The sequence below is a fragment of the Sphingomonas sp. jy18 genome, assembly GCF_056931895.1.
In genome coordinates, this window is record NZ_JBXPBT010000004.1 from 386,499 (window position 1) to 410,790 (window position 24,292).

Consider the following 24,292-nt stretch of genomic DNA (forward strand, 5'->3'; position numbering starts at 1 on the left):
CCCGCCTGCCACGGCACCTGTGCAACCGGCATGAGCGACGCCCGGCCCGGCGGCCCGACGGTGGATCTTGCCGCCGTCACCAAGCGGTTCGGTGCCGGTGTCGCGCTCGATTCGATATCGCTGAGCATCGCCGCCGGGCAGTTCATCGCGCTGGTTGGCGCGTCGGGCTCGGGCAAATCGACGCTGGTCAAGCTGATCAACCGGCTGGTCGAGCCCGATGCCGGGACGGTGCGGGTCGGCGGCGAGGATGTCTCCGGCCTCGCGCTCGCGCCGCTGCGGCGAGGGATCGGCTATGTGTTCCAGCATGTCGGGCTGTTCCCGCACATGACCGTGGCCACCAATATCGGCATCGGGGTGCGCATTTCTGGCGAACGACTGCCGCACAGCCGGGTCGAAGAGCTGCTCGATCTGGTGGCGCTGCCGCGCGACTTTGCCACCCGCTATCCCGAGCAATTGTCCGGCGGGCAGGCGCAGCGGGTGGGGGTGGCGCGCGCGCTGGCCGGCGGCGCTTCGCTGCTGCTGATGGACGAGCCGTTCGGCGCCCTGGACCCGGTGACCCGGGAAGGGCTGGGCCGCCAGATACGCGGGCTGCATGACCGGCTGGGGCTGACCACGGTGATGGTCACCCATGACATGGCCGAAGCGCTGCTGCTCGCAGACCGGATCGTGGTGCTCGATGCGGGGCGCATCGTCGCCGATGCAACACCGGAACGCCTGCTGGCCGATCCGGGGCATCCGGTCGCTGCTGCGCTGGTCGATGTGCCGCGCAGCCAAGCAGCAGCGATTGCGGCGATGGAGCAGCGCGCATGAGCGCCTGGGCTGCGGCATTCGAGCGGGTGCCGGAATTGCTGCTGGCCCATGTGCAGATCAGCTTTTCGGCACTGGCGCTCGGCACCGCCTTGTCCGTGCCGCTGGCGGTCGCCGCACACCGCAACCGCTGGCTGGCGAGCGGCATATTGGGCTTCGCGAGCTTCGTGCAGACCATACCCAGCCTGGCCCTGCTCGCGCTATTCTTCCCGATACTGGTCGGGCTCGGCACGCTGTTCGGGGATTGGCTGCGCCCATTGGGTTTTCTGCCTGCCCTGCTGGCCTTGACCCTCTATGCACTACTGCCGATCCTGCGCAACACCGTCACCGGGCTGGCGGCGGTCGACCCATCGGCGCGGCTGGCAGCCGACGGCCTCGGCATGACCGCGCTGCAGAAGCTGTCGATGGTGGAACTGCCGCTGGCCCTGGCCACCATCGTCGCTGGCATTCGCACCGCCGCGGTCTGGACCATCGGCGCGGCGACGCTGGCCACCACGGTGGGCCAGCCGAGCCTTGGCGATCTGATCTTCGCTGGCCTGCAGACGCAGAACTGGCCGCTGGTGCTGGTCGGCTGCGGTGTCTCTGCCGCGCTGGCGCTGTCGGTGGATGCCGCTATCGGGCTCGCGCAATGGGGCATCAACAACCGCTGGCGCTGGACCGCGGCGACCGCGCTCGGCGGTTTCGCCGCGGTGGTGATCGCGGTGCTGGCACCGATGGCGATACCCCAGGGCGACCGTATCGTCATCGGCGGCAAGGGCTTTTCCGAACAATATATCCTGCAACGGCTGATCGGCGCGCGGCTGGAGGCCGCCGGATACGATGTCGAATATCGCGACGGTCTCGGCTCGGCGGTGGTGTTCGGGGCGCTGTCGAGCGGGGACATCGACATTTCGGTCGACTATGCCGGCACGCTGTGGACCAACGAGATGCAGCGCAGCGACACGCCCGCACGCGCCCCGATGGTCGCCGAGATCACCCGCTGGGCACAGGCGACAAGCGGCGCGCGGGTGCTGGGCAGCCTGGGGTTCGAAAATGCCTATGCTTTTGCGGTGAAGCAGGAAACGGCGGATCGTCTGCGGCTGGCCAGCCTGGCAGACCTGTCGCGCGCAGCGCCCCAACTGGTGCTGGGCACCGATCCCGAATTTCTCGAGCGGCCCGAATGGGCCAGCGTGCGGCGGACCTATGGGATAGAGTTCCGCGCCGGCCGCTCGTTCAGCCCCAGCTTCATGTACAATGCGCTGGCCAGCGGAGAGGCGGATGTCATCACCGCCTATACCAGCGACGGGCGGGTAGCGGCGGACCGGCTGGTGATCCTGTCCGATCCGCAACAGGCGATTCCCGCTTATGACGCGCTGTTGATGGTCAATGCCCGGCGCATCGGCGATGCGCGGCTGATGGCCGAGCTGCAATCGCTGGTCGGCGCCATCCGCGTCGAAGACATGCGCACCGCCAACTACCAGGTCGACCGGCCGACCGACAAGCGCACCCCGGCGCAGGCGGCGGCATGGCTCGAATCACGTCTGTCTGCGCATCCGGCCGCTCAGGGCGCCACCGTCGCCCGATAGGTGGGCCGCACGCGCTGGCGGCTTGCAGTCTCATAGACATGGCCGGCGGCGAGCACCCTTGCGTCGTCCCAGGCGGTGCCGATGAAGCTGATGCCGACGGGCAGGCCTTCCACCGCGCCCATCGGCACGGTCAGGTGCGGATAGCCGGCAACGGCGGGCAGCTGGCTCGCCGACGGGCCGGCGAAATTGTCACCGTTGACCAGATCGATGCTCCACGCCGGGCCGTTGGTGATGCCGACCAGCAGATCGACTCCATGCTCGCGCAGAAGCCGGTCGATGCCGTCCGGTCCCGCCAGCCTTCGCGCAGTGTCGCGGGCGGTGATGTAGGCCGGATCGTCGAGCCCTGATTTGCTTTGTGCCAGCTCGAACAGATTCTGGCCGAACCAACGCAGCTCAGCGGGTGTGGCGGTGTTGAAAGCGATCAGGTCGGCGAGCGACTGCGGCCCCGTATCGCCAGGGCGGCTGGCGAGATAGGCGGCCATATCGGCCTTGAGCTCGGTGAATAGGATCTCGCCTTCCAAGTCGCCCAATGTCTCGAAGCCGGTGCGGGTGTCGGCGATATCGACGATGATCGCCCCCTGCGCGCGCATCACCTCCAGCGCGGATTCGAACAGGGCGGCGATATCGGCGCGGCTGCCGAGCCGGTCGCGCATCACGCCAATACGGACCCCGCGCAAGCCATCTGGCGAGAGCTGGCCTTCGAATGTCGCCATGCGAAGATCAGCTTCGGCGGTCGTCGGGTCGGCCGGATCGGGACCCGTCATCATGTCGAGCAGCAGCGCGGCGTCGCGGACGCTGAGCGTCATCGGCCCGGCGGTGTCCTGGCTGTGGCTGATCGGCACGACGTAGGTGCGGCTCACGAGGCCGAGTGATGGTTTGAAACCGACGATGCCATTAGTTCCTGCGGGGCAGACGATCGAGCCGTCGGTTTCCGTGCCGATGGCAGCAGCGGCGAAATTCGCGGCGACGGCGGCACCGCTGCCCGAGGATGAACCACAGGCGGTGCGCGAGAGGTCATGCGGATTCCGCGTCAGCCCGCCAATGGCGCTCCAGCCGCTGGTCGAATCGCCCGAACGGATATTGGCCCATTCGCTAAGGTTGGTCTTGCCGAGGATGATCGCGCCCGCTGCGCGCAGGCGGGCGACCAGCGGTGCGTCACGATTGGTGATATTGTCCGCCAGCGCCAGCGATCCGGCGGTGGTCGGCAGCGGACCGGTGACTTCGATATTGTCCTTGATCAGGATGGGAATGCCGTGGAGCGGGCCACGCAATTGTCCGGCCGCCCGTTCGGCGTCGAGCAGGCGTGCCTGATCCAGTGCATCGGGGAAGGTGGCGATGACCGCGTTCACCTGCGGCCCGGCGCGGTTCATGCGCTCGATCCGCTGCAGATACCAGCTTGTGATCTGGACGCTGGTGTAGGTGCCTGCCTCCAACAGCGCGCGCACCGCTTGGGCATCGGCACCGACCAGCGCCTCGTCCGCGGCGCGGTGTTCGGGCGCGGCGGCGGACGCGGAGCCGGGCGCAACCGTACCTTGGGCAGAGGACATGGTCGGCAGGGCGATGGCTGCAAGCAGCATGGACAGGCGGTGCATGGCGCGCAGGATGGCAGAGTCTTTTCAGCCGTCAACCCAGGCGAATGCCCTGTCCCATACCGATTTTTTGACAAAGGCCGGCAAGCCTGTTCCTATGGGCCGGGGGGCACGGGAGAGACAGGTGGTAGAAACTGCACAAGCTGCGCCGCGCGGGACCACCGCGATGAGCGCAACGGCGACCCGCGCAATGCTTTGGACGCTGCTGGTCGTTTACATTCTCAATTTTCTTGACCGGCAGATCGTCAATATCCTTGCCGAACCGATCAAGCAGGAACTGGGCCTCAGCGATACGCTGCTCGGCCTGCTCGCCGGGCCGGCCTTTGCCGTTTTCTATGCGGTGCTGGGGATCCCGATCGCGCGTTACGCGGACCGGACGACGACCAACCGCGCGTGGCTGATCTCGGTCTCGCTGGCGATATGGTCGGCGATGACTGCGGTTTGCGGGCTTGCCCAGAATTTCTGGCAGTTGCTGCTGGCGCGGATCGGCGTCGGTGTCGGGGAAGCGGGCTGCACGCCTGCCGCCCATTCGCTGATATCCGATACGGTGCCGCCGGAGAAACGGGCCTCCGCGATCGCCTTTTATGGCATGGGGGTGCCGATCGGATCGCTGCTCGGGCTGATCATTGGCGGCGTCGTCAACGATCTCTACGGCTGGCGCGTCGCGCTGATGCTGGTCGGCCTGCCAGGTCTGCTGCTCGCAGCCTTGTTGCCCTTGCTGATGAAGGAACCGCGCCGGCTCGGCCTCGCCGCCGGGGAGAAGGTCGCGCCGCAGGCTGCAGCGCTGCCGATGCGCGAGGCGATAACCGAAATCTTCGGGTCCAGGGCTTATCTCTACATCTTCATCGCCGCGTCGGTCACCGCCTTCCTGAGTTACGGCAAAGGGTTGTGGACGATCAGTTTCTTCATCCGCAGCCATGGGCTGTCGACAACCGAGGCCGGCCTGTCGATGGCGGTGGCGCTGGGCCTCGCCGGGGTGATCGGCACCTGGCTCGGTGGCAAGATGGCCGATGTGTTCGGCAAGCAGGACAAGAAGCATCTGCTGACCTTCCCGGCCTATGGCATGGCGATTGCCGCGCCGATCCTGTTCCTGGGCTATTGGGCGGGCGACTGGCGGCTGGCGGTGGCGCTGCTGATCGTGCCCACCATCCTAAACGCGGCTTATTATGGGCCGGCCTATGCCTGCGTGCAGGGGCTGGTGCGACCGCAGGCACGGGCGATGGCCGCATCGATCATGCTGTTCGGCCAGAATCTGATCGGGCTGGGGCTGGGGCCGTTCGTGTTCGGCGTGCTGTCCGACGCGCTGCAGCCGGCTGCGGGCGCGGAGAGCGTTCGCTGGGTGCTCTATGGGGCCGCATGGCTGGGCCTTATCCCGGCGCTGTTCTTCTGGCGCGCCAGCCTGCACCTCAAGGCGGAAATGAAAAGCGGTTGAGCCGGTCCCGGGGGGCAGGGGTTGCAGCTTGCCAGAGCAGCATGCGCGATTTATCCATAGCGCATGACCGCACGCAGCCTTGTCCCCCTCGCCCTCGCCGCCGTTTTGACAGTCGGCGGTTGTTCGAAACCCGACGAAGCGGCGCTCGCCAAGGGGGATGCCGCGTTCAAGGGCCAGACGGTCGACGGCCAGTTGCAGCCGGTTGCCTCCCGGCCGGTGATGATCGGCAAGGACGGCGACAATGAGGACGCATGCGGTGCGGTGATGGCGGTAAGCGGCGGCGCAGCGCCGGTACGCTGGTCGCCCTCTGCCGACGGCCCGCCCAAGGCCGAAGTCGAAGGCAATGTCGCGGCGTGCGAGGATGTCGGCGAATGGACCGGCATCGTCTTCCCTGCCTTCGGACAGGAACTCGACGAATGCTATGTGTCGAGCCCGGTCGACAGCCCGCGGGAGTATCAGGGCCCATGCCGCTGGGGCTGGGTGGAGTCACGGTCGCTGACCCCGCTGGCCGGCTGACCGGTGCCCGCGATTGACGTAGCGGAACCTCGGCTCTAACTGCCGCAGTCACATGATGTATCTCGATTTCGAAAAGCCGGTTGCTGCTCTCAACGAGCAGATTGCCGAGTTGCGCAAGGCCGCCAGCGAGCAAGATCTGGATGTCGGCGCGGAAATCGCGCGACTGGAAGCCAAGGCCGCCCAGCAGTTGGCCGACATCTATACCCGGCTGACTCCGTGGCAGAAGACGCAGGTTGCCCGGCATCAAGACCGGCCCCATTTCCTGCGGCTGGTGGCTGCACTGTTCGACGATTATCTGCCCCTGTCTGGCGACCGCGCCTTTGCCGATGACCAGGCGATTCTCGGCGGTCTCGCGACCATGGACGGTCAGCGCTATGTCGTCATCGGTCACGAAAAGGGCCACGACACCCTTACCCGGCTCAAGCATAATTTCGGGATGGGCAAGCCGGAGGGCTATCGCAAGGCGATCCGCCTGATGCAGCTCGCCGACCGGTTCGGGTTGCCCGTCATTTCCATTGTCGACACGTCAGGTGCCTTTCCCGGCATCGAAGCAGAGGAGCGCGGTCAGGCTGAAGCCATCGCCCGTTCCACCGAACAATGCCTCGCGCTCGGCGTGCCGATGGTAGCGGCGGTGGTCGGCGAGGGCGGATCGGGCGGCGCCATCGCACTTGCGGCCGCCGACCGGGTGCTGATGTTCGAGCATGCGGTCTATTCGGTGATTTCACCGGAAGGCTGTGCCTCGATCCTGTGGCGCACCGCCGAGAAGGCGGCGGATGCCGCGTCGGCAATGCGCGTCACTGCGCAGGATCTGAAATCGCTCGGGGTTATCGACACCATCGTGCCGGAACCGATCGGCGGTGCGCATCGCGACCCGGTGGCCGCTGCCGAGACGCTGAAGCGCGCCATCGGCGATGCCTTTGTCAGCATCGGCGCGAAGCGGGGGGACGCGCTGCGCGCCGCCCGCGAGGAAAAATTCCTGGCGATCGGGCGCCTCTAGCCATCGCGCGGCTGCAGGCTTGGCGCAGCCTCGACGTCCTTCCATTCTCTCTGCTACTTTCCGGCGCGAAATGCGTTGCAGCGCCGGGCAGGGCGAAGCAGGCCATGGAGGGATTGCGCATGAAGACCAGGGTGAAAACGATCGCGGCGACCGTTGCATTGGGACTGTCGGCCGGCGCGCTGGCGCAGGCGCAGAGGCCGGTGCAGCCGTTCAGTCAGGCAGAAAAGGATCAGGGCGCGCAATCGCATAGCCAAATACTGCAGGAATTCGGCGGTGAGTATCAGGGGCCGCAGGCCGCCTATGTCCGCACGGTCGGGCAGGGCATCGCCGTGCAATCGGGCCTGTCGACGGCGCGGACCGATTTCACCGTGACCTTGCTCAACTCGCCGGTGAACAACGCCTTCGCCCTGCCGGGCGGCTATGTCTATGTGACGCGCCAGTTGATGGCGCTGATGAACAACGAGGCCGAACTGGCCGGTGTGCTGGGCCATGAGGTCGGCCACACGGCCGCTCGGCATTCGCGCGCGCGGCAACGCGCGGCGACGCGCAATTCGATCCTCGGCATCCTTGGTACCGTGCTCGGCGGAGCGATCGGCGACAATGGCGGGCTGCTGGGCTCGCTGGGCGGGCTGCTGCAGCAGAATTCGCAGCGCGCCGCCCAGCTTGCGACACTGGGCTTTTCACGCAGCCAGGAAACGCAGGCCGACGATCTGGGCATCCGCTACCTGGCCAGCGCGGGTTATGATCCCGGCGCCCTGTCGACGATGCTGGCGAGCCTTGCCGCGCAGAACAGCCTCGACGTGCGCGTGACCGGGCAGGACGCGCGCTCCATCCCCGAATGGGCCAGTACCCACCCTGACCCTGCGTCCCGCGTGCGCCGGGCGCTGACGGCGGCGCAGCGCATCCCCAATCGCAGCACCCGGGTGGAGCGCGACGCGTTCCTCAATGCGCTCGACAACACGCTCTATGGCGACGATCCGCGTCAGGGCGTGGTCGAAGGGCGCGCCTTCCTCCACCCCGACCTGCGGCTGGGTTTCACCGTTCCGCAGGGCTATGGCATGTCGAACGGGGCGACCGCGGTCACCGTGGGCGGCAATGGCGGGCAGGCGCAATTCACCACGGCGGGCAGCTATAGCGGCGATCTGGACGACTATGTCGGCCGGGCCTTCCGCGCACTGGCGCGCGATGGCGGGCAATTGCCGCCACTCAGCCGAATCACCCGCACCACCGTCAATGGCCTGCCGGCGGCCTATGCCAGTGCGCGCGCCCAATCGGGCCGTTCGAGCGTCGATGTGACGGTGTTTGCCTATGAATTCGGCCGCAATCAGGCCTATCATTTCGTCACGGTCACCCCGGTCGGCGGTGCTGGCGTGTTCGATCCGATGTTCGCCAGCGTGCGTCGCCTTACCGCAGCGGAAGCCGGCGCCATCCGCCCGCGCGTCGTCGATGTTGTTGCGGTGCGGCGCGGAGATACGGTCGCCTCGCTGTCGTCGCGCATGGCCTATGACAATTTCCAGCAGGAGCGGTTCCTGACGCTGAACGCGCTGCCCGCCAACGCGGTGCTGACGCCCGGCCAGCGTGTGAAACTGGTGATTTACGCGCCGCGATAAGCGCATATGAAAAGGGCGGCATCCCCAGGGGATGCCGCCCGATTTCGCTTCTCGCCGCGGTGGCGGCGATCACGCCAAGCGCAGCTTAGAGCTTCGCAGCAGCGTTGTTGAAGGTCTTGCTGACGCCGCTGCCGACGGTGCTGAACGCGGCGATGCCGGCGACGGCGATGAGGGCGGCGATCAGGCCGTATTCGATGGCGGTCGCACCCTTGGAATTGCGGACCAGCTTCTTGATCATGTTCATGGATAGTCTCCTGGTTTCAGCTCACATTTACCCGGTCGAACCGGCTTGAGCCGTCCCGACAACTGGGGGATTACGCCCCAAAAGTTTTCAGACAGTTAATTGCGCGTGCGTTATTGTCGCATTGTTCCGGATATGGGACAGGTTGGCTTGGCGGGCCGATCTGCCGGCCGGGCGTGATTGACGCCCCGGGGCTCGGCCACGGCGAGCGTCGGCCGCCGCTACCGACAGCGATGGCGGATGCGAAAAGGGCCGGTCCTGCCTCGGCAACGGACCGGCCCCTTCGAGCGCGCGATCTGACGGCGTGGCGTCAGAGGTTATCGAGCGCGTTGGTCTTGATATATTCCCACATCGCAATGGCAGCATCCGCGAACAGCGCAATCGCAGCGCTGGCAGCAAGCGCGATCAGGGCAACGATCAAGCCATATTCGATGGCCGTCGCGCCACGCCTGTTGTTCAGCAGCAGTCTAAGCAGATTGAGCATTTGGTCACCCTGGTCAGAGGCGCGGTTGTGGTTCCAGTAGCTTGGCTTATTGGGGACGGACGGTTAATGAATTGCTTAAGGTCCCGCCCCGGAGCAGCCGAATGCCGCTGATTGTTGTTGCTGCCGCGTTGATCGAGACAAATCGGACCATTTTGATACAGAAACGACCCGACGGCGGAGCGCTCGCCGGCCTGTGGGAGTTTCCGGGGGGCAAAAGGGAGGCCGGAGAGAGCAGCCGTGCCGCCCTGGTCCGCGAGCTGGACGAGGAATTGGGCATCGCAGTCGATCCGGACGACCTGATGCCGTGCGGCTTTGTCGTCGAGCCGCGCGAGCGGGATGAGCTGATCCTGCTGCTATTTGCCTGTCACCGCTGGCGGGGCGTGGCCGCGCCGCTTACCGCGAGCGAATTGCGCTGGGTGGCTGCTGATGCGCTGGCTGGCCATGCGATGCCGCCCGCCGATGTGCCGCTCGCCGCAGGGCTGGTCCGCTATCTCTCAGGCCTTTGAGCAGTTCCCTGGCCGAGCGCTGCCGCCAGCGAAGCGGTGGCGCTGCCGGGCCGCGCGGGTTGCGGCTGCGAGGCATGCGGCGCCCAGCCGCTGAAATGCATCAGCCGCGCGGTTTCGACGGTGCGGCCGGCGGCGTTTGCATTCGCGGCAAATTCTGCCCGGGCTGCGTCCCGCTGCTGCCGGGTCAGCCGATGTATCGCGCCAGCGAGCAGGTAGGTGAGCGCAGCGTCGCGCAAATCCCGGACCAGCGCATCGAGGCTGCGGTAGGCCAGCGTCATCCGTTCGACATCGACCACCGGCAAGGCCAGCCCGACCGACGACAGCAGCCCGCCGAGCGACGCAAGATCGATCTGCGGATGCATGCGCGCCACCGCCAGCGGACGGTCGGCGGCGGCGAGCGCCCGCCGCAGCACCGGGAAGCTGCCGTCGCCGAACAGGCAGCCGAGCAGCAGGCCGTCCGGCCGCAGCGCGTGGCGGCAGCGCAGCAGCGCGCCGGGCACGTCGTTTATGCTCTCCAGTCCGCCCGGCCAGACGATGAGATCGACGCTGGCGGGCTCGACGGACAGCCTGTCCTCATCCTCGTTGAGCGCGCTGGCGGCATCCCCGGGCTCGAGCTGCCGCACCGTCAGCCCGCGATCGGCCAGCCCTTGCGCCAGCGCGGGGTTGCGGCCGCCGATCAGCAGCGCATCGCGGAACGGGCGCTGCACGTCATCGAGCCGTTCGAGCAGCTGTTCGGCCATGATCGCGTCGAGATAGCCGTCGCCGCGGCGTTGCGCGCGGCGGGCGATGCGGCGGCGGCGGTCGAAAATGTCGGGGCGGGCGTCGGTCACGCGCGGGCTTGTGCCTTGGCCACTGCCGCATCACAAGTGGGGAGATGAGCAACCATGTCGACAGCATGGCCGGTGATGCCGTCACGCCGCCGCAGCGCGCGGCGGTGGCGACGGCGCGGCGCATGGCGGCCGGGCTGGTCGACCTGCTGCTGCCGCCGCGTTGCCCAGGGTGCGGGATGATCGTCGCCGGGCAGGACCGGTTCTGCGTCGATTGCTGGCAGGGGCTCGACTTCATCGCCCCGCCCAGCTGTGCACGCTGCGATCTGCCATTGCTGCAGGACGCGGGGCCCGAGGCGACCTGCGGCGCTTGCATGGCCGACCCGCCGCCGTTCGAGCGGGCATGGGCGCCGCTGGCTTATGGGGAGCAGGCGCGCAGCCTGGTGATGCGGCTGAAATATGGGCGGCGCATCGGCACGGCGCGGCTGATGGCCGATCTGATGGCGACGCGGCTTGGCGGGCGCGACGGGCCCGAGCCGCTGCTGGTGCCGGTGCCGCTGCACCGCTGGCGGATATGGTCGCGCGGGTTCAACCAGTCGGCGCTGATCGCGGCGCAGCTTGGCCGGCGGTTCGGCTGGAGTGTCGATGTCGATGCGCTGCAGCGCATCCGCCGCACCGATCCGCTACGCGGACTGGGGCGCACGGCGCGGGCCAAGGAGGTGCGCGGGGTCTTTGCGGTGCCCGCAGCGGCGCGCGCGCGGATTGCGGGGCGGACGGTGCTGCTGGTCGACGATGTCTTCACCAGCGGCGCGACGGCCCGCGCCTGTGCGCAGGCGCTGCGGCGCGGCGGGGCGGCAGCGGTGGAAATCGCGGCCTTTGCCCGGGTGATCGACGGGCGCGGCGGCGGCGACGCGCATTGACAGCGGCGGGCTCCATGACAATATCGTGAAACATGGCACGCATCGAAATCTACACGCAGGCGTTCTGCCCCTATTGCCACCGCGCCAAGGCGCTGCTGGAGAGCAAGGGTGCGGCTTATGAGGAAATCGACGTGACGATGAACGCCCCGGCGCGCGCGGCGATGACCGAGCGGGCCAAGGGCGGGCGCACCGTGCCGCAGATCTTCATCGACGGGGTGCATGTCGGCGGCAGCGACGATCTGCACGCGCTCGATGCCGCTGGCCGGCTCGACCCGATGCTCGCAGCCTGAGGGCCGCTACGCTTCATGATTTCCTTCGATCTTGCCTGCAGCCATGCCCATGTGTTCGAGGTGTGGTTCCGGTCGAGCAGCGATTATGAGGAACAGCGCACGCGCGGGCTGATTGCCTGCCCGGTGTGCGGCGATGGCGGCATCCGCAAGGCGGTGATGGCACCCAATGTCGCGGCCAAGTCCAACCGCAGCGTGACATTGCCTGCGCCGGCGGCCCCCGCCGCCGCGCCGGCTGCCGACGCCGGCGCGCCGATGCTGCGTGGGCCGGGCCTGCCCGACGTGCCGCCTGCGGTGATGGCGGTGATGGCCGCCGTCGCGCGCGCGCAGGCCGAAGCGCTGCCGCAATCGACCTGGGTCGGCAAACGCTTTGCAGAAGAAGCGCGGGCGATCCACGCCCGCGGCGAAGAGCGCATCATCCACGGCCAGGCAACGCGCGACGAGGCGGAAGCGCTGGCCGAGGACGGCATCGGCGTGTTGCCGCTGCTGGTGCCGGTCGTCCCGCCAGAAGCGCGCAACTGAGGCCTAGGCACCGCGTCCGCGCGTGCCCGCGATTGACGCATGCAGCCCCGCCCCGCTACACCGCGCCCCGCGCATCTGGCGCGTGCCCGTAGCTCAGCAGGATAGAGCATCGGATTCCTAATCCGGGGGCCGGAGGTTCGAATCCTCTCGGGCACACCAGAGGCGCTGCCCTGCGTGATCAGCCGGCGCGGCGGCGCTCAGCCTGCGCGGCGGCGGCGGGTTTCCCAGCCCTTCTTGGCGGCGGCGCTGCGGTCCGCATCGGAACGGGCGGCGCTGGCGGCGCCACCCTTGCGCCCGCCCTTTCTGGCAGAAGCAATACTGTCCGGCTTGCCGCGACCCGAGCCGGACTTGTTGCCGCCGCCCGACTCCTTGTTGACCGTCGCCCAGGCGCGGCGCTCCGCCTCATCCTCGGGCACGCCGCGCTGCTCATAGCCTTGCTCGATATGCGCCGCCTTGCGCTTCTGCTTGTCGGTATAGGCGCCCTTGTCTCCACGTGGCATCGCGCTTCTCCCATCCTCTGCCGGTTACAATCGCGGCGCGGCGGGATGGTTGCGTGGCGGCAAGGGCGCGGCCGCCCGCGCGGTCAGTCGGCGATGATCGCGCTGCGGACGGTGAAGGCGTGGATCGGCACGTCGCTGTTGAACAGGCTGAACAATGCCCAGCCACGGCCGATCTGATCGGGCCGATCGGCACGGCCCGACACCGCAGTCCAGCGACCGGGCGCATAGGGCTGGATGATGCCGCTGCCGAGCATGACGCCGGTATCGAGGCCGAAGCCGAAATACATGTCGGTCTGCAACGGGTAATCGCGCGATTCGATGTCGATGAGGAAGGCCTGACCCTGCGCGATGTCGACCTGCGCCCAGGCGTGGCCGAGGCCCGATGCGCCGGGGCTGCAACTGCTGCCTGGCGCCAGCGCGAAGCAGGCATCGGCGGGGTCGGCTGACCAGCGGGTCAGCGCGCGCGCCTGCAGCGTGGCGTTGCGGCCCGACGGGCGAAGGGCGGTGAAGCGTTCGGTCCACAGATCGGTAATGCCGCGACCGGGAAAGGCGGCCCTGAACGGATCGCTCGCGGCGACATCCGCCGTCGGGGTCGGCAGTGGCGCGGCCTGGCCGACCCGGACGATGTGGGTGATGTTCTGGCGGATGCGCACGCTGCCGGTGGCATCACGCACCACCTCCACCACCGTGGCAACGCTGTCGACGGTGCCGGCGATCACCGTCGGCCCGTTGAGGAACTCGAACTGGCTGCCGACTGCGGGACAGGCCAGCGGCGTGGGGTGCCAGACGCTGCCGCTGCGGACGCCGGTGTCGATATCCACGACGCTGTAGCAATAGAATATGTCCATGGCCGAATCCCCCCGGTTGCCGTGGCGCGATGGTGGCATGGCGGCGGGGGGAAGCCTAGCGGGAAGAGGCGTGGGGGGCGTGCGGCGCTTGTCTGCCGCGGCTGGGTTGGGCCGCGGACCCGGGGGGTGGAAAGGGTTTCACGCGGAGGCGCGGAGGCGCGGAGGGTTGGAGGGTTGGAGGGTTGGAGGGTTGGAGGGTTTCTCGCAGAGGCGCAGAGGTAGGAAGAGGCGCAGGGATCGCAGAGGATGTGGCTCTTGCGGCGGAGCCGCTTTGTCTTGATCTCCATGCGTCATGCGCGACGGTGCGATAAGACGCGGCTTTGCCGTTTCGGCCCTCTGCGGTCTCTGCGGTTTTTTCCTCTGCGCCTCTGCGTGAACCCTTTACCGATTATCAGGCCTGACGGGCAATTGTCGCGGGCATGACTATCCTGCGATACGACTGGTCCCGGCGGCGCACCTGGCGCGGCGACGGGGTAATGGCGCGGGTGCGACTGGCCAACCGGCGGCGCGAGCGGGCGAGGCGCATCGGCGATCCGGCGCGGCCACGGACGCTGGAGTTGATAATGGCGGTGGTGTTCGGGGCGGTGTTGTGGTGGCTGGGGTGATGCCTTGCCGCGACCGGTGCGCCGGTGGCGGGGGCAGAAGAGGGGTTCACGCAGAGGCGCAGAGGCGCGGAGGGATTTGGCTGCGGGGCGGCTGGCGGTATCGGCGTGGGGTGGCCGAGTGGAGGCAAGAGGGGCCGTGTTGGTAGCAGAATACCCTCTGCGTCCTCTGCGCGATTAACTGGCGACGGTGCGGGCTGTTTGGGACGTTTCGATCTTGCCTAAGTGGGTAAGTCGGCGGGCTAAGTGCACCGTCACCGTAATTTCGTAATTCTGCCACCGTAATCCGGCTAATCCCAGATGTGTGACGATTCACTAAAATCGTCATGGTTCACGGATATCGAAACCTTAAAAAGTTCAATCGTTAGCAAAGTCACAAAACTCCAAAACATAATCTTCAATCACGTCGCCATATGTCATACTGGCCCGAATTATCGTTCCATCCTCAGCCCAAATATCATGCAATGGCAAGCTTATTATGACGAGATTTTCTTCATCGCCAGATTCAGGAGTCATTTCATCAGCAATTGATCTTGTGTACGTACCATTGATTGCCGAGTTATCATGAGAACCTCCTGATACAGAAATTTTCAAGTTTATTAATATATCTCTATGTTCCTGACTCACGTAAAAAAGAGAGACAAAATAGAGCGATCTAATTTTTGCAGGGAGATCGGAAAGGGCGAACTTTGGCGCAATAAGACCAATTAAGATTGGTTGCCCCGAGTCCTCCTTTCGGATATCTTCACAAAAGAATGAGCTACCCTTCAATCGGGACATTTTTGATAGCCTCCATTATCTCATTAAATGAGACATCAAGCGCTTCCTGCAATTTAATTATCTTTTCGAATGACGGGCGCTCAATTCCAGATTCCAGTCGAGCAATTGAGGGTTGTGAAGTCCCCATCTTTTCAGCCAACTGCGCTTGGCTGAGGCCCTTGCCCGTACGTAATAAGCTAGGAGTTAGCTTCTGACCTGATTCCAACGCCTGCTCCGAACGACGCACGCGTATCCTGCTCAGCGCTGGTCGATTTTTATCGTCGAAATTATCTTCAACAAACTGTTTCAGCGAAACAAAACCCGGGGGAAGGGCTTCAAATTCGGCAAACGACATGCGTGGCTGAAGAAGTTTTTGTTCGTCGTAAAACGCGGGCTTGCTGGTCCAGCTACCAAATCCGCGATTAGATCGCCGCAAGGCCGAGCGATTCATAGCTTCTCCGTAACCTATCCGCAAATTTTGCGTCAGCTTGGTAATCTTGATCCCGCCGCATTATTGCCAATATCGCAACGAGTTTCTGTCGGTAGTCTGCGGCAGTTATAACTCTCCAATTTTGGATGTCATAGAACTTGACGCGATAGACATTTTTCTTTTCGTTTTGCAAAAACCAGACAGGCTCTATACTCTCGATTTGATTGTCACTGTAAGCGGGGTCGACTATTAATTGACACCAAGACTCATCACTTTCCAAGTCTTCAAAAAAAACTTGAATTTCGTCGAATGCATCGCCGTCTTCCTGCTTAACACGAATCAAATCGGCCGCAACCGACTGGTCTACGACAAGGCGGAAGCGGCGATTGACCTCAGTCATATACCGCTGTCAGTATATCTTGCAACAGATGATTTTACTCCGCCGCGATCCCCGCTGCCTTGAACATATCCTCCTCGCCATCGTTCACCGCCACCGCTACGTCGCCCATCTTGGCCTTCTGGCGCTGGTCGAAGCTGCCCCAGACCTGGTTCCAGTCGCCGCGGGTGGCGGCCTTGGCGTATTCTGTGGCGCGGGTTTCGAAGAAGTTGGCGTGCTCGACGCCGTTGAGCAGCGGGGCGAGCCAGGGGAGGGGGTGTTCCTCGATCATGTACATCGGCTGGAAGCCGAGCTGGCCCAGCCGCCAGTCGGCGATGTAGCGGATGTAGCGCTTGATCTCCTTGGGCGTCATGCCGGGGACGGGGCCCTGTTCGAACGCCAGATCGATGAAGGCGTCTTCCAGCCGCACCGTCTTCTGGCAGCAATCGAGGATGTCGTCCTTGACCGCCTTGGTCAGGCAGTCGCGCTCCTTGACGAAGGTGTGGAACAGGCGGGTGATGCCCTCGCAATGCAGGCTCTCGTCGCGCACCGACCAGCTGACGATCTGGCCCATGCCCTTCATCTTGTTGAAGCGCGGGAAGTTCATCAGCATCGCGAAGCTCGCGAACAGCTGCAGCCCTTCGGTGAAGCCGCCGAACATGGCGAGCGTGCGGGCGATATCCTCATCGTTGTCGACGCCGAAGGTCGAGAGATAATCGTGCTTGTCCTTCATCTCCTTGTACTGGAGGAACATGCCATATTCGCTCTCGGGCATGCCGATGGTGTCGAGCAGGTGGCTGTAGGCGGCGATGTGCACCGTCTCCATGTTGGAGAAGGCGGTGAGCATCATCTTGATCTCGGTCGGCTTGAACACGCGGCCATAATGTTCGTGGTAGCAATTCTGCACCTCGACATCGGCCTGGGTGAAGAAGCGGAAGATCTGGGTGAGCAGGTTGCGCTCGTGGTCGGAGAGCTTCTGCGCCCAATCCCGGCAATCCTCGCCCAGCGGCACTTCCTCCGGCAGCCAGTGGATCTGCTGCTGGCGCTTCCAGAACTCATAGGCCCAAGGATATTGGAACGGCTTGTACTGGGCGCGGGCTTCGGTGAGGGACATGGGTGTTACCTTGAGAATCGTTGGGTCTGGTCAATCGGCTGCGGTCACTGGCAGGCCAGGCATTCGTCATAATCGGTGCTTTCACCGATCTCGAACTTGGGCGCTTCGGCGGTGTTGTCCGCCTCCACCCCGCCGGCGAAACCGGCGCGCTGGATGCTCTTCGAGCGGAGGTAGTAGAGCGATTTGATGCCCAGTTCCCACGCGCGATAGTGGAGCATCATCAGATCCCACTTCTCGACATCGGCGGGGATGAACAGGTTCAGCGACTGCGCCTGATCGATATAGGGCGTGCGGTCCGCGGCGAGCTCGAGCAGCCAGCGCTGGTCGATCTCGAAGCTGGTCTTGAACACGTCCTTTTCCTCCTGGGTCAGGAAGTCGAGGTGCTGCACGCTGCCGCCGCGCTCGAGGATCGAGTTCCACACGCTGTCGCTGTTCTTGGCCTTGTCGATCAGCAGCGCCTCAAGGTGCGGATTGCGGATCGAGAAGCTGCCCGACAGCGTCTTGTGGGTGTAGATATTGGCAGGGATCGGCTCGATGCAGGCGCTGGTGCCGCCGGCGATGATCGAGATCGACGCGGTCGGCGCGATCGCCATCTTGCAGCTGAAGCGCTCCATCACGCCCTGGTCGGCGGCGTCGGGGCAGGGCCCGCGCTCCTGCGCCAGCATCATCGAGGCCTGATCGACCTGTTCGCGGATGTGGCGGAAGATCTTGAGGTTCCACGCCTTGGCCATCGCGCCTTCGAACGGAAGCCCGCGCGCCTGCAGGAAGCTGTGGAAGCCCATGACGCCGAGGCCGACCGAGCGTTCGCGCGCGGCGCTGTATTTGGCGCGGGCCATCTCGTCCGGCGCGCGGTCGATATAATCCTGCAGCACATTGTCGAGGAAGCGCATGACATCCTCGATGAAGCGCTTGTCGCCGTTCCACTCGTCCCATGTCTCCATGTTGAGGCTGGAGAGGCAGCAGACGGCGGTGCGGTCATTGCCGAGATGGTCCTTGCCGGTGGGCAGGGTGATTTCCGAGCAGAGATTGGAGGTCGACACCTTGAGCCCGAGGTCGCGGTGATGCTTGGGCATCATCCGGTTCACCTGGTCGATGAAGATGATGTAGGGCTCGCCGGTTGCCAGGCGGTTTTCGACGAGCTTCTGGAACAGGCTGCGCGCATCGACGGTGCCGCGCACGCTCTGGTCCTTGGGGCTGCGCAGGTTGAATTCCTTGCCGTCGCGCACTGCCTCCATGAATTCGTCGGTGACGAGCACACCATGGTGCAGATTGAGCGCCTTGCGGTTGAAATCGCCCGATGGCTTGCGGATTTCGAGGAACTCCTCGATCTCCGGGTGGCTGATGTCGAGATAGCAGGCGGCCGAGCCACGGCGCAGCGAGCCCTGACTGATCGCCAGCGTCAGCGAATCCATGACGCGCACGAACGGAATGATGCCGCTGGTCTTGCCGTTGAGGCCGACCGGCTCACCGATGCCGCGCACCGCGCCCCAGTAGGTGCCAATGCCGCCGCCGCGCGAGGCGAGCCAGACATTCTCGTTCCAGGTGCCGACGATGCCCTCCAGACTGTCGTCGACCGAGTTCAGATAGCAGGAAATGGGAAGACCGCGCCCAGTGCCACCGTTAGACAATACGGGCGTCGCCGGCATGAACCAAAGGCGAGAGATATAGTCGTAGACGCGCTGCGCATGGTCCTGGTCGTCGGCATAGGCGGAGGCGACACGGGCGAAGAGATCCTGGTAGGATTCGCCGGGCAGAAGATAGCGGTCCTTGAGCGTGTCCTTGCCGAAGGCGGTCAGCAGGGCATCGCGCGACGAATCGGTGACGATGTCGAAGGCGCGCGCATCGATTGCTTTCGAATCGGGGACGGCCCTGGAGTCGGGCGTGGCTTTTGCCGCTGCGTCCTTGGCGGCAGCGGGCGCGACGGCGCCTGCTTCGGTCATTGGCCGGTCGTCCAGCTGCGTTGCCACCTGATCATTCTCCTGCGCCCGAGTATCGCGAAAATCCATTACCACGCCCCATGTCCTTGCTGGCCATGCCGCATGGCCACACCAGTCTGCCGGGTGCGGCGCCGATTCGCCACCCCCTTTGTTCCATTTTTGTTCGAATCAGGAATCCCCCCTGAATTCGCCGTTTCAGCGATGGTGAGGGGCGCGCCTTACCGCCGGGAGAAGCGCCATCTGAACGCGACTCCCTTGGCCGATCCTTATAGCCGGCCACGGCATCAAACACAATCTGTAGGGTGCCCTCACCGGCCGACCCACCAGCGATAGTGCCACAGCGCGGGAGAGAGGCAAGATGCTTAATGACAGATTAGCGACTCAATTCGTCGCTGATTTGAGTCGTCTCGTCGCACGTCCGATCATGCTGCAGCGCAGCGACGCGCGGGGCGTCCATGGTTTTTGCGGATGGCAAGAGAACGAACGGGGGGTGCAAAAATTTCTCAAAAGCTCCTGACGGCCGCAGCGATGGGATGTGTCACTGCCGCGTCGAAATGCAGCGCGCTCAGCATGCCGCGGACGTGGGGCTGCACGGTTGTTCGCGCCTCGGCAAACTGCCCCTCGATCTGCCGTTTGCGATACCGTTCTGCGATGCGCAGCACGCCTTTCTCTCCCACGTAGGTGGAAAGCAGGCCCATGCCGACGTTCGAGCCAATTTCGCCCGCGATCTTGGCTGGTCCGAGATAGGCTCCGGCCACCGCCGATGCGATGTTCATGCCGATGCTGGCAATGTGCGGCATGGCGATGTCCTGATTGAACGCGCTGAAATGCTTGACGAGTGCATCTTCGTAGGCCCGTGCATGCAGACGCGCATCATCGATCGAGAGCAGGCCGGCGGCAAAGTCGCGCATATGCGCCTGAAACAGGAGTTTGGCCCGGCCGACCTCGGTCGATTGATCGACGATGTCTAGCAGTGCCCGGCGGCTGATGCTTTTCGCCAGCGCCGGTCTACCGACCAGCTGCACGTCCCGCTCGAAATTGAGCACCGGCTCTTCGACGCGCAGCAAATCGTCGAACGCCCGCGACATCCGGGTTTCGGCCAGCACGGTCAGCCCGTTGCTGGCAACAGCAAAGTCGAGATTGATGGCAAAGTTGAAATGATAGACTTCGTTGGCGAAGCCCATCATGTCTGAGACGAATTCGCGGTCGTCCCCGGTCGGCAAGGCCTTCGCTTCCTCGACAGCCATCTCCTCGAACCTGGTGCGGGCTGCCGCGCTGTCCTTTTCCAAGCGCGCCGCGGAGTTGAACAGCAGACGGCGGACGGCTGTCCGGTGGCGGGTGCGCATGCCAAGCGATTCGAAGCCCTTGCTGGCAACGCCGTGATCGGCATTTTCAAGCAGGCGCCTGAACCCGTCGCCCATGTCGACCGGCGGCCAGAACATCGTGTTGTGGAGCGGTCTCAGTTCGTCCCCGAGGCGACGCAGAATCAGTTCGAAGCGTTGCCATTCGTCCGAAGCGATGCGTTCGCCGAATGTTTGGATACCCTGCCGTGCCATCTGGCCCGGCATCCGGGCAAGGGCGTCGAGATCATCGACCCGGGTGAGCACCTTGATGAATCCCTTGCGCACCAACGCCAACAGCAGGCTGCGCTCTCCGGTCATCAGGTCGGCACGGGCAAGCGGATGATTGACCAGATACCCGTCGTTGATCAGCAGCGGCGCTCCGAACAGGACATGATCGATAATGGTGTCGGTCAGAAAGTCCGGTCCGATGGCGATGTCTGGCCAAGGGTGTCGCAGCACAACATCGTCGATCGTGCCAAGATAGACCAGCGTGTCGCTTGCGCGCCTGGCGCGTTGCATCGTCTGTTGCCCCCCTTACCCGGCCGGCCCTGCGGCACCGCCGAAGGTCCCGCATCCGAAAGTGTCACGGCTTCCTGCTTTCAGGCAAGCGCCTACCGGTGGCGCTCACGCGCAGATGATGCTGACATGAGCTTCGCCATTCTCCTCCAGCCCCTCTGTCTTGCGCACGCTGGCCTTCAGGGGGAGCAGATAGCCACCATGGTCCTTGCTCGGGAACAGCGAGGTCTGCCAGCTCGTTGCTCCTATGGTGGCGGTGACGCGGACCGAGCCGAAGCCGCGACGCGTGGCTTGGGTGGCGGCGCGGATCGATGTGGCGACATCTCCGTCGATGGTAAGGAAATACCAGACGGCCTTGGGCGGCGGGTCGTTGCTGCTTGCCGCGCCGCCGCCGCGCCAGACCCAGACAGTGCCCGTCGCGGTCCAGGCGGGTTTGTCGGCATTGACCGACGTATCGGCGACGCCGAGATCGTCGCGGAGGAAGCGGGCGAGTTCCGGGTCGCTTGGTGGCCCGTCGGCGCGGCTGGGGCGAGGCGAAGAAGGCGTCATCCCGGTCATTGTGCGGCAGGTACGGCACCTTCCGCAAGCCGATGCGAGGGGCCGCGCCTCGCCTTGCCTACCATGTTGTGCGCCTGCCCCCGGGTGCTTTTTCGGATCGCCTTGCACGATCCTGCGCAAAAGCGGATGAGGCGATAAGTATGACAGGATTAAGCGATTGGACCGATTGTCCGGGGACGCGCATATGTCATACGCTGAATATAAGCCGTACCCCCAGACGGCCACAAACATACAGGAGCGAGTGACATGAACGCAGAATCCCAATGCCCTATGAGCGGCAAGAGCGATCTCAGGGCCCGTTCTCTGCTCGGCCGCCAGAACAAGGACTGGTGGCCCGAGGCGCTGCCGGTCGACATCCTGCATCAGGGCGGCCTGTCGCCCGACCCGATGGGCGCCGATTATGACTATGCTGAAGCCTTCAACACGCTCGATTATGTCGCGCTGAAGGCCGATCTGACCGCGCTGATGACCGACAGCAAGAGCTGGTGGCCGGCCGACTATGGCCATTATGGCCCGTTCATGATCCGCATGGCGTGGCACGCGGCGGGCACCTATCGCACCGCCGACGGGCGCGGCGGCGCCAATTCGGGGCAGCAGCGCTTTGCCCCGCTCAACTCCTGGCCGGATAACGGCAATCTCGACAAGGCGCGCCGCCTGCTGTGGCCGATCAAGCAGAAATACGGCAAGCATATCAGCTGGGCCGACCTGTTCATCCTCGCCGGCAATGTTGCCATCGAGAGCATGGGCGGGCCGGTGTTCGGCTTCGGCGGCGGACGCAAGGACGTGTTCGAGCCGGAGCGCGACATCTATTGGGGCGAAGAGGAAAAGTGGGTCGACGAAGGCGCGCTGACCCGCATTCGCCCCGATGAAGAAGCCAGCCTGGAGAACCCGCTGGCGGCGATCCAGATGGGTCTGATCTACGTCAATCCGGAAGGGCCGGGCGGCAATCCCGATCCGCTGCAGTCGGCGCGCGACATGCGCGAGACGTTCAAGCGGATGGCGATGAACGACGAGGAAACCGTGGCGCTGACCGCCGGCGGCCATGCGTTCGGCAAGGCGCATGGCGCCAAGCCATCGGCCAGCTTCGGCAAGAGCCCTGAGTCCGAGGCCATCCACATGCAGGGTCTGGGCTGGCTGACCGACGAGGAGGAGATCGGCAAGGGCCATATCACCACCTCCGGCATCGAGGGCAGCTGGTCGAACAACCCGACGCAGTGGGGCGGCGACTATTTCCGCCTGCTGTTCAAATATGACTATGAGCTGGTGCGCAGCCCGGCGGGTGCGCAGCAGTGGCAGCCGATCAACCCCGATCCGGAAGATCTGGCACCCGACGCGCGCGACCCCGGCAAGCGCGTGCCGACGATGATGACCACGGCGGACATGGCGCTGAAGATGGACCCGGCCTATCGCAAGATATCCGAACGCTTCCGTGACGATCAGGCCGCGCTCGACGATGCCTTTGCCCGCGCCTGGTTCAAGCTGTGCCACCGCGACATGGGGCCGAAGATCCGCTACCTCGGGCCTGAGGTCCCCGCCGAAGACCTGATCTGGCAGGATCCGATTCCCGCTGGCAGCGCTCCTTCCGACGCCGATGTCGCGGCGTTCAAGGCGGCGGTGCTCGCCTCGGGCCTCAGCGTCAGCCAGCTGGTCAAGACCGCCTGGGCGAGCGCGTCCACCTATCGCAAGTCGGACCATCGCGGCGGTGCCAATGGTGCGCGCATCGCGCTGGCGCCGCAGAAGGACTGGGACGTCAACGAACCGGCCGAGCTCGCCAAGGTGCTGGACGTGCTCAACGGCCTGCGCGGATCGATGAGCTTGGCCGATGCGATCGTGCTGGCGGGCTCCGCTGCGGTCGAGAAGGCCGCCAAGGACGCCGGCTTCGACGTGACCGTGCCGTTCACCGGTGGTCGCGGCGATGCGACGCAGGACTGGACCGATGTCGAGAGCTTCGAGCCGCTCGAACCGCGTGCAGACGGTTTCCGCAATTATCTGGCCACCCGCCAGACGGTGAAGACCGAGGAGCTGCTGCTCGATCGCGCCGCGCTGCTCGGCCTGTCCGCGCCGGAAATGACGGTGCTGGTCGGCGGCTTGCGCGTGCTGGGTGCCAATCATGGCGACCGCCCGCATGGCGTGTTCACCCATCGCAAGGGGCAGCTGACCAACGACTTCTTCGTTAATCTGTTCGACAACGACACCTTCTGGTCGCTGGTCGATCCGGAGAGCGACGAGGAGTTCGTCGGCCTGAAGCGCGAAGGCCGCACGCAGCTGTGGCAGGCGACGCGCACCGATCTGGTGTTCGGCTCCAACTCGATCCTGCGCGCGACCGCGGAAGTCTATGCCGAGAAGGGCAATGAGGCGAAGTTTGTCGCCGATTTCGTCAAGGCGTGGGTGAAGGTGATGAATGCTGACCGCTTCGATCTGCCGCGCGCGAAGGGGCTGAACCAGTAACTCTGGTTTGCCGGGATGACATGAGAGGGCAGGCGGAGCGATCCGCCTGCCTTTCTGTTTTTGGGCGTCGTGCGGGCTGCGGCCCCGTGTTCCCTTGCGAAGGCAGGGGTCCATCGCCTGTCGGTGCGGCGGGAGCCGGCGTGGAGGGTAAGCTGCTGCGCTGGGGGTTGCCGGGTTCGGCGCCGCTCTGGATTGCCGCGTCGCTTCGCTCCTCGCAATGACGGGGTCGGGGGTTCGCCGTCACGTAACGCCGCGCCCGCCCCTCCCCCACCCTGCGGGTGGTCCCCCTCCCCGTGCCGGGGAGGACCTGGATGACGCTGCGCCTGCCCCTCCACCACCCGCTCCTTTTGTGCTTCCCCTACCGCAAGCGGTAGTGCAGCGGGTGGTTCCCCTCCCCGTGCCGGGGAGGATCTGGATGCGCCGATAGCGCAGCCGTGCGGGGCACGCTGCGGGATGGGGTCGTTCGGTGCCTTCAACCTGACAGGGTTTACGGCCGGTGCGTCCTAGCCTTGACGCTCGCAAGGGGTGGACGGGTAACGGGTATGCTCGGGCGCGTGTACGAACGCCCTTGAAGGGTGCGCCAACGGTCACGTGCCGGACTGAAAGAGGCTTTCCGGA

The 24,292-nt window shown here is 65.1% G+C and carries 25 protein-coding genes and 1 tRNA gene; 13 read left to right on the forward strand and 13 right to left on the reverse strand.

The window, feature by feature from the left end; all coding sequences use genetic code 11:
- Positions 1-30 precede the first annotated feature (30 nt).
- Positions 31-810 carry an ATP-binding cassette domain-containing protein gene (locus AC0QC4_RS12665; RefSeq protein ID WP_483660262.1) on the forward strand — a complete coding sequence of 260 codons (780 nt, stop codon included), beginning with the start codon at positions 31-33 and terminating at the stop codon, positions 808-810.
- Positions 807-2,372: an ABC transporter permease/substrate-binding protein gene (locus tag AC0QC4_RS12670; RefSeq protein ID WP_483660263.1), complete on the forward strand. Its 1,566-nt coding sequence runs from the start codon at positions 807-809 to the stop codon at positions 2,370-2,372. The genes AC0QC4_RS12665 and AC0QC4_RS12670 overlap by 4 nt, the downstream gene beginning before the upstream one ends.
- Here AC0QC4_RS12670 and AC0QC4_RS12675 read toward each other — a convergent pair.
- Complete coding sequence (locus AC0QC4_RS12675) at positions 2,348-3,964, reverse strand: amidase (protein WP_483660264.1); 1,617 nt, start codon at positions 3,962-3,964, stop codon at positions 2,348-2,350. The genes AC0QC4_RS12670 and AC0QC4_RS12675 overlap by 25 nt on opposite strands.
- 163 nt (positions 3,965-4,127) lie before the next feature.
- Here AC0QC4_RS12675 and AC0QC4_RS12680 point away from each other — a divergent pair, with 163 nt between their 5' ends.
- From AC0QC4_RS12680 to AC0QC4_RS12695, 4 genes are all read left to right on the forward strand, one after another.
- A complete protein-coding gene (locus AC0QC4_RS12680) occupies positions 4,128-5,393 on the forward strand; it encodes a spinster family MFS transporter (RefSeq protein ID WP_483660265.1) in 1,266 nt (421 codons plus the stop codon).
- A 63-nt stretch (positions 5,394-5,456) separates the two neighbouring features.
- On the forward strand, positions 5,457-5,909 hold the full coding sequence (locus tag AC0QC4_RS12685; RefSeq protein ID WP_483660266.1) for a hypothetical protein: 453 nt from the start codon (positions 5,457-5,459) through the stop codon (positions 5,907-5,909).
- A 52-nt stretch (positions 5,910-5,961) separates the two neighbouring features.
- Positions 5,962-6,906, forward strand: coding sequence for an acetyl-CoA carboxylase carboxyltransferase subunit alpha (locus AC0QC4_RS12690; RefSeq protein ID WP_483660267.1), 945 nt, complete (start codon positions 5,962-5,964; stop codon positions 6,904-6,906).
- Positions 6,907-7,025: 119 nt separating this feature from the next.
- Positions 7,026-8,516: a M48 family metalloprotease gene (locus AC0QC4_RS12695; protein WP_483660268.1), complete on the forward strand. Its 1,491-nt coding sequence runs from the start codon at positions 7,026-7,028 to the stop codon at positions 8,514-8,516.
- Positions 8,517-8,601: 85 nt separating this feature from the next.
- Here AC0QC4_RS12695 and AC0QC4_RS12700 read toward each other — a convergent pair whose 3' ends face one another.
- Positions 8,602-8,760, reverse strand: a complete 159-nt coding sequence (locus AC0QC4_RS12700; RefSeq protein WP_483660269.1) for a Flp family type IVb pilin — start codon at positions 8,758-8,760, stop codon at positions 8,602-8,604.
- Between the two features lie 307 nt (positions 8,761-9,067).
- Positions 9,068-9,241 carry a Flp family type IVb pilin gene (locus AC0QC4_RS12705; RefSeq protein ID WP_483660270.1) on the reverse strand — a complete coding sequence of 58 codons (174 nt, stop codon included), beginning with the start codon at positions 9,239-9,241 and terminating at the stop codon, positions 9,068-9,070.
- 101 nt (positions 9,242-9,342) lie between these two features.
- Between AC0QC4_RS12705 and AC0QC4_RS12710 the strand changes: the two genes are divergently transcribed.
- On the forward strand, positions 9,343-9,747 hold the full coding sequence (locus tag AC0QC4_RS12710) for a (deoxy)nucleoside triphosphate pyrophosphohydrolase (protein ID WP_483660271.1): 405 nt from the start codon (positions 9,343-9,345) through the stop codon (positions 9,745-9,747).
- On the opposite strand, the gene AC0QC4_RS12715 is transcribed toward AC0QC4_RS12710, so the two are convergent.
- Complete coding sequence (locus AC0QC4_RS12715; RefSeq protein ID WP_483660272.1) at positions 9,729-10,577, reverse strand: class I SAM-dependent methyltransferase; 849 nt, start codon at positions 10,575-10,577, stop codon at positions 9,729-9,731. The genes AC0QC4_RS12710 and AC0QC4_RS12715 overlap by 19 nt on opposite strands.
- A 122-nt stretch (positions 10,578-10,699) precedes the next feature.
- On the opposite strand from AC0QC4_RS12715, the gene AC0QC4_RS12720 reads away from it, so the two are divergent.
- The 4 genes from AC0QC4_RS12720 (at position 10,700) to AC0QC4_RS12735 (ending at position 12,402) form a co-directional block, all read left to right on the forward strand.
- Positions 10,700-11,434 carry a ComF family protein gene (locus tag AC0QC4_RS12720; protein ID WP_483660301.1) on the forward strand — a complete coding sequence of 245 codons (735 nt, stop codon included), beginning with the start codon at positions 10,700-10,702 and terminating at the stop codon, positions 11,432-11,434.
- A gap of 32 nt (positions 11,435-11,466) precedes the next feature.
- The gene (gene grxC / locus AC0QC4_RS12725) at positions 11,467-11,724 is read left to right on the forward strand and encodes a glutaredoxin 3 (RefSeq protein ID WP_483660273.1); all 258 of its coding nucleotides are present in this window, start codon (positions 11,467-11,469) and stop codon (positions 11,722-11,724) included.
- A gap of 15 nt (positions 11,725-11,739) precedes the next feature.
- Positions 11,740-12,243, forward strand: coding sequence for a DUF1178 family protein (locus tag AC0QC4_RS12730; protein ID WP_483660274.1), 504 nt, complete (start codon positions 11,740-11,742; stop codon positions 12,241-12,243).
- An 82-nt stretch (positions 12,244-12,325) separates the two neighbouring features.
- Positions 12,326-12,402, forward strand: a tRNA-Arg gene (locus tag AC0QC4_RS12735).
- Positions 12,403-12,440: 38 nt separating this feature from the next.
- On the opposite strand, the gene AC0QC4_RS12740 is transcribed toward AC0QC4_RS12735, so the two are convergent.
- Both AC0QC4_RS12740 and AC0QC4_RS12745 read right to left on the reverse strand, forming a co-directional pair.
- The gene (locus AC0QC4_RS12740) at positions 12,441-12,743 is read right to left on the reverse strand and encodes a plasmid stabilization protein (RefSeq protein ID WP_483660275.1); all 303 of its coding nucleotides are present in this window, start codon (positions 12,741-12,743) and stop codon (positions 12,441-12,443) included.
- Positions 12,744-12,826: 83 nt separating this feature from the next.
- Positions 12,827-13,591, reverse strand: coding sequence for a hypothetical protein (locus AC0QC4_RS12745; RefSeq protein ID WP_483660276.1), 765 nt, complete (start codon positions 13,589-13,591; stop codon positions 12,827-12,829).
- A 419-nt stretch (positions 13,592-14,010) separates the two neighbouring features.
- Here AC0QC4_RS12745 and AC0QC4_RS12750 point away from each other — a divergent pair, with 419 nt between their 5' ends.
- The gene (locus tag AC0QC4_RS12750) at positions 14,011-14,196 is read left to right on the forward strand and encodes a hypothetical protein (RefSeq protein WP_483660277.1); all 186 of its coding nucleotides are present in this window, start codon (positions 14,011-14,013) and stop codon (positions 14,194-14,196) included.
- Positions 14,197-14,550: 354 nt separating this feature from the next.
- Here the strand turns inward: AC0QC4_RS12750 and AC0QC4_RS12755 are convergent, their stop codons facing one another.
- The 7 genes from AC0QC4_RS12755 to AC0QC4_RS12785 form a co-directional block, all read right to left on the reverse strand.
- A complete protein-coding gene (locus AC0QC4_RS12755; protein ID WP_483660278.1) occupies positions 14,551-14,973 on the reverse strand; it encodes a hypothetical protein in 423 nt (140 codons plus the stop codon).
- Positions 14,954-15,403 carry a helix-turn-helix domain-containing protein gene (locus AC0QC4_RS12760; protein WP_483660279.1) on the reverse strand — a complete coding sequence of 150 codons (450 nt, stop codon included), beginning with the start codon at positions 15,401-15,403 and terminating at the stop codon, positions 14,954-14,956. The genes AC0QC4_RS12755 and AC0QC4_RS12760 overlap by 20 nt, the downstream gene beginning before the upstream one ends.
- Positions 15,375-15,782, reverse strand: a complete 408-nt coding sequence (locus AC0QC4_RS12765) for a hypothetical protein (protein WP_483660280.1) — start codon at positions 15,780-15,782, stop codon at positions 15,375-15,377. The genes AC0QC4_RS12760 and AC0QC4_RS12765 overlap by 29 nt, the downstream gene beginning before the upstream one ends.
- Before the next feature lie 34 nt (positions 15,783-15,816).
- The gene (locus AC0QC4_RS12770; protein ID WP_483660281.1) at positions 15,817-16,872 is read right to left on the reverse strand and encodes a ribonucleotide-diphosphate reductase subunit beta; all 1,056 of its coding nucleotides are present in this window, start codon (positions 16,870-16,872) and stop codon (positions 15,817-15,819) included.
- Between the two features lie 44 nt (positions 16,873-16,916).
- On the reverse strand, positions 16,917-18,878 hold the full coding sequence (locus AC0QC4_RS12775; RefSeq protein ID WP_483660302.1) for a ribonucleoside-diphosphate reductase subunit alpha: 1,962 nt from the start codon (positions 18,876-18,878) through the stop codon (positions 16,917-16,919).
- 434 nt (positions 18,879-19,312) lie between these two features.
- Entirely contained in the window at positions 19,313-20,671 is a 1,359-nt protein-coding gene (locus AC0QC4_RS12780; protein WP_483660282.1) for a hypothetical protein, read from the reverse strand.
- Between the two features lie 105 nt (positions 20,672-20,776).
- Positions 20,777-21,217 (reverse strand): DUF1905 domain-containing protein, encoded by a 441-nt coding sequence (locus tag AC0QC4_RS12785; protein WP_483660283.1) that lies wholly within the window; start codon positions 21,215-21,217, stop codon positions 20,777-20,779.
- A 255-nt stretch (positions 21,218-21,472) separates the two neighbouring features.
- Between AC0QC4_RS12785 and katG the strand changes: the two genes are divergently transcribed.
- Positions 21,473-23,674 carry a catalase/peroxidase HPI gene (katG, locus tag AC0QC4_RS12790; protein ID WP_483660284.1) on the forward strand — a complete coding sequence of 734 codons (2,202 nt, stop codon included), beginning with the start codon at positions 21,473-21,475 and terminating at the stop codon, positions 23,672-23,674.
- Positions 23,675-24,292 lie beyond the last annotated feature (618 nt).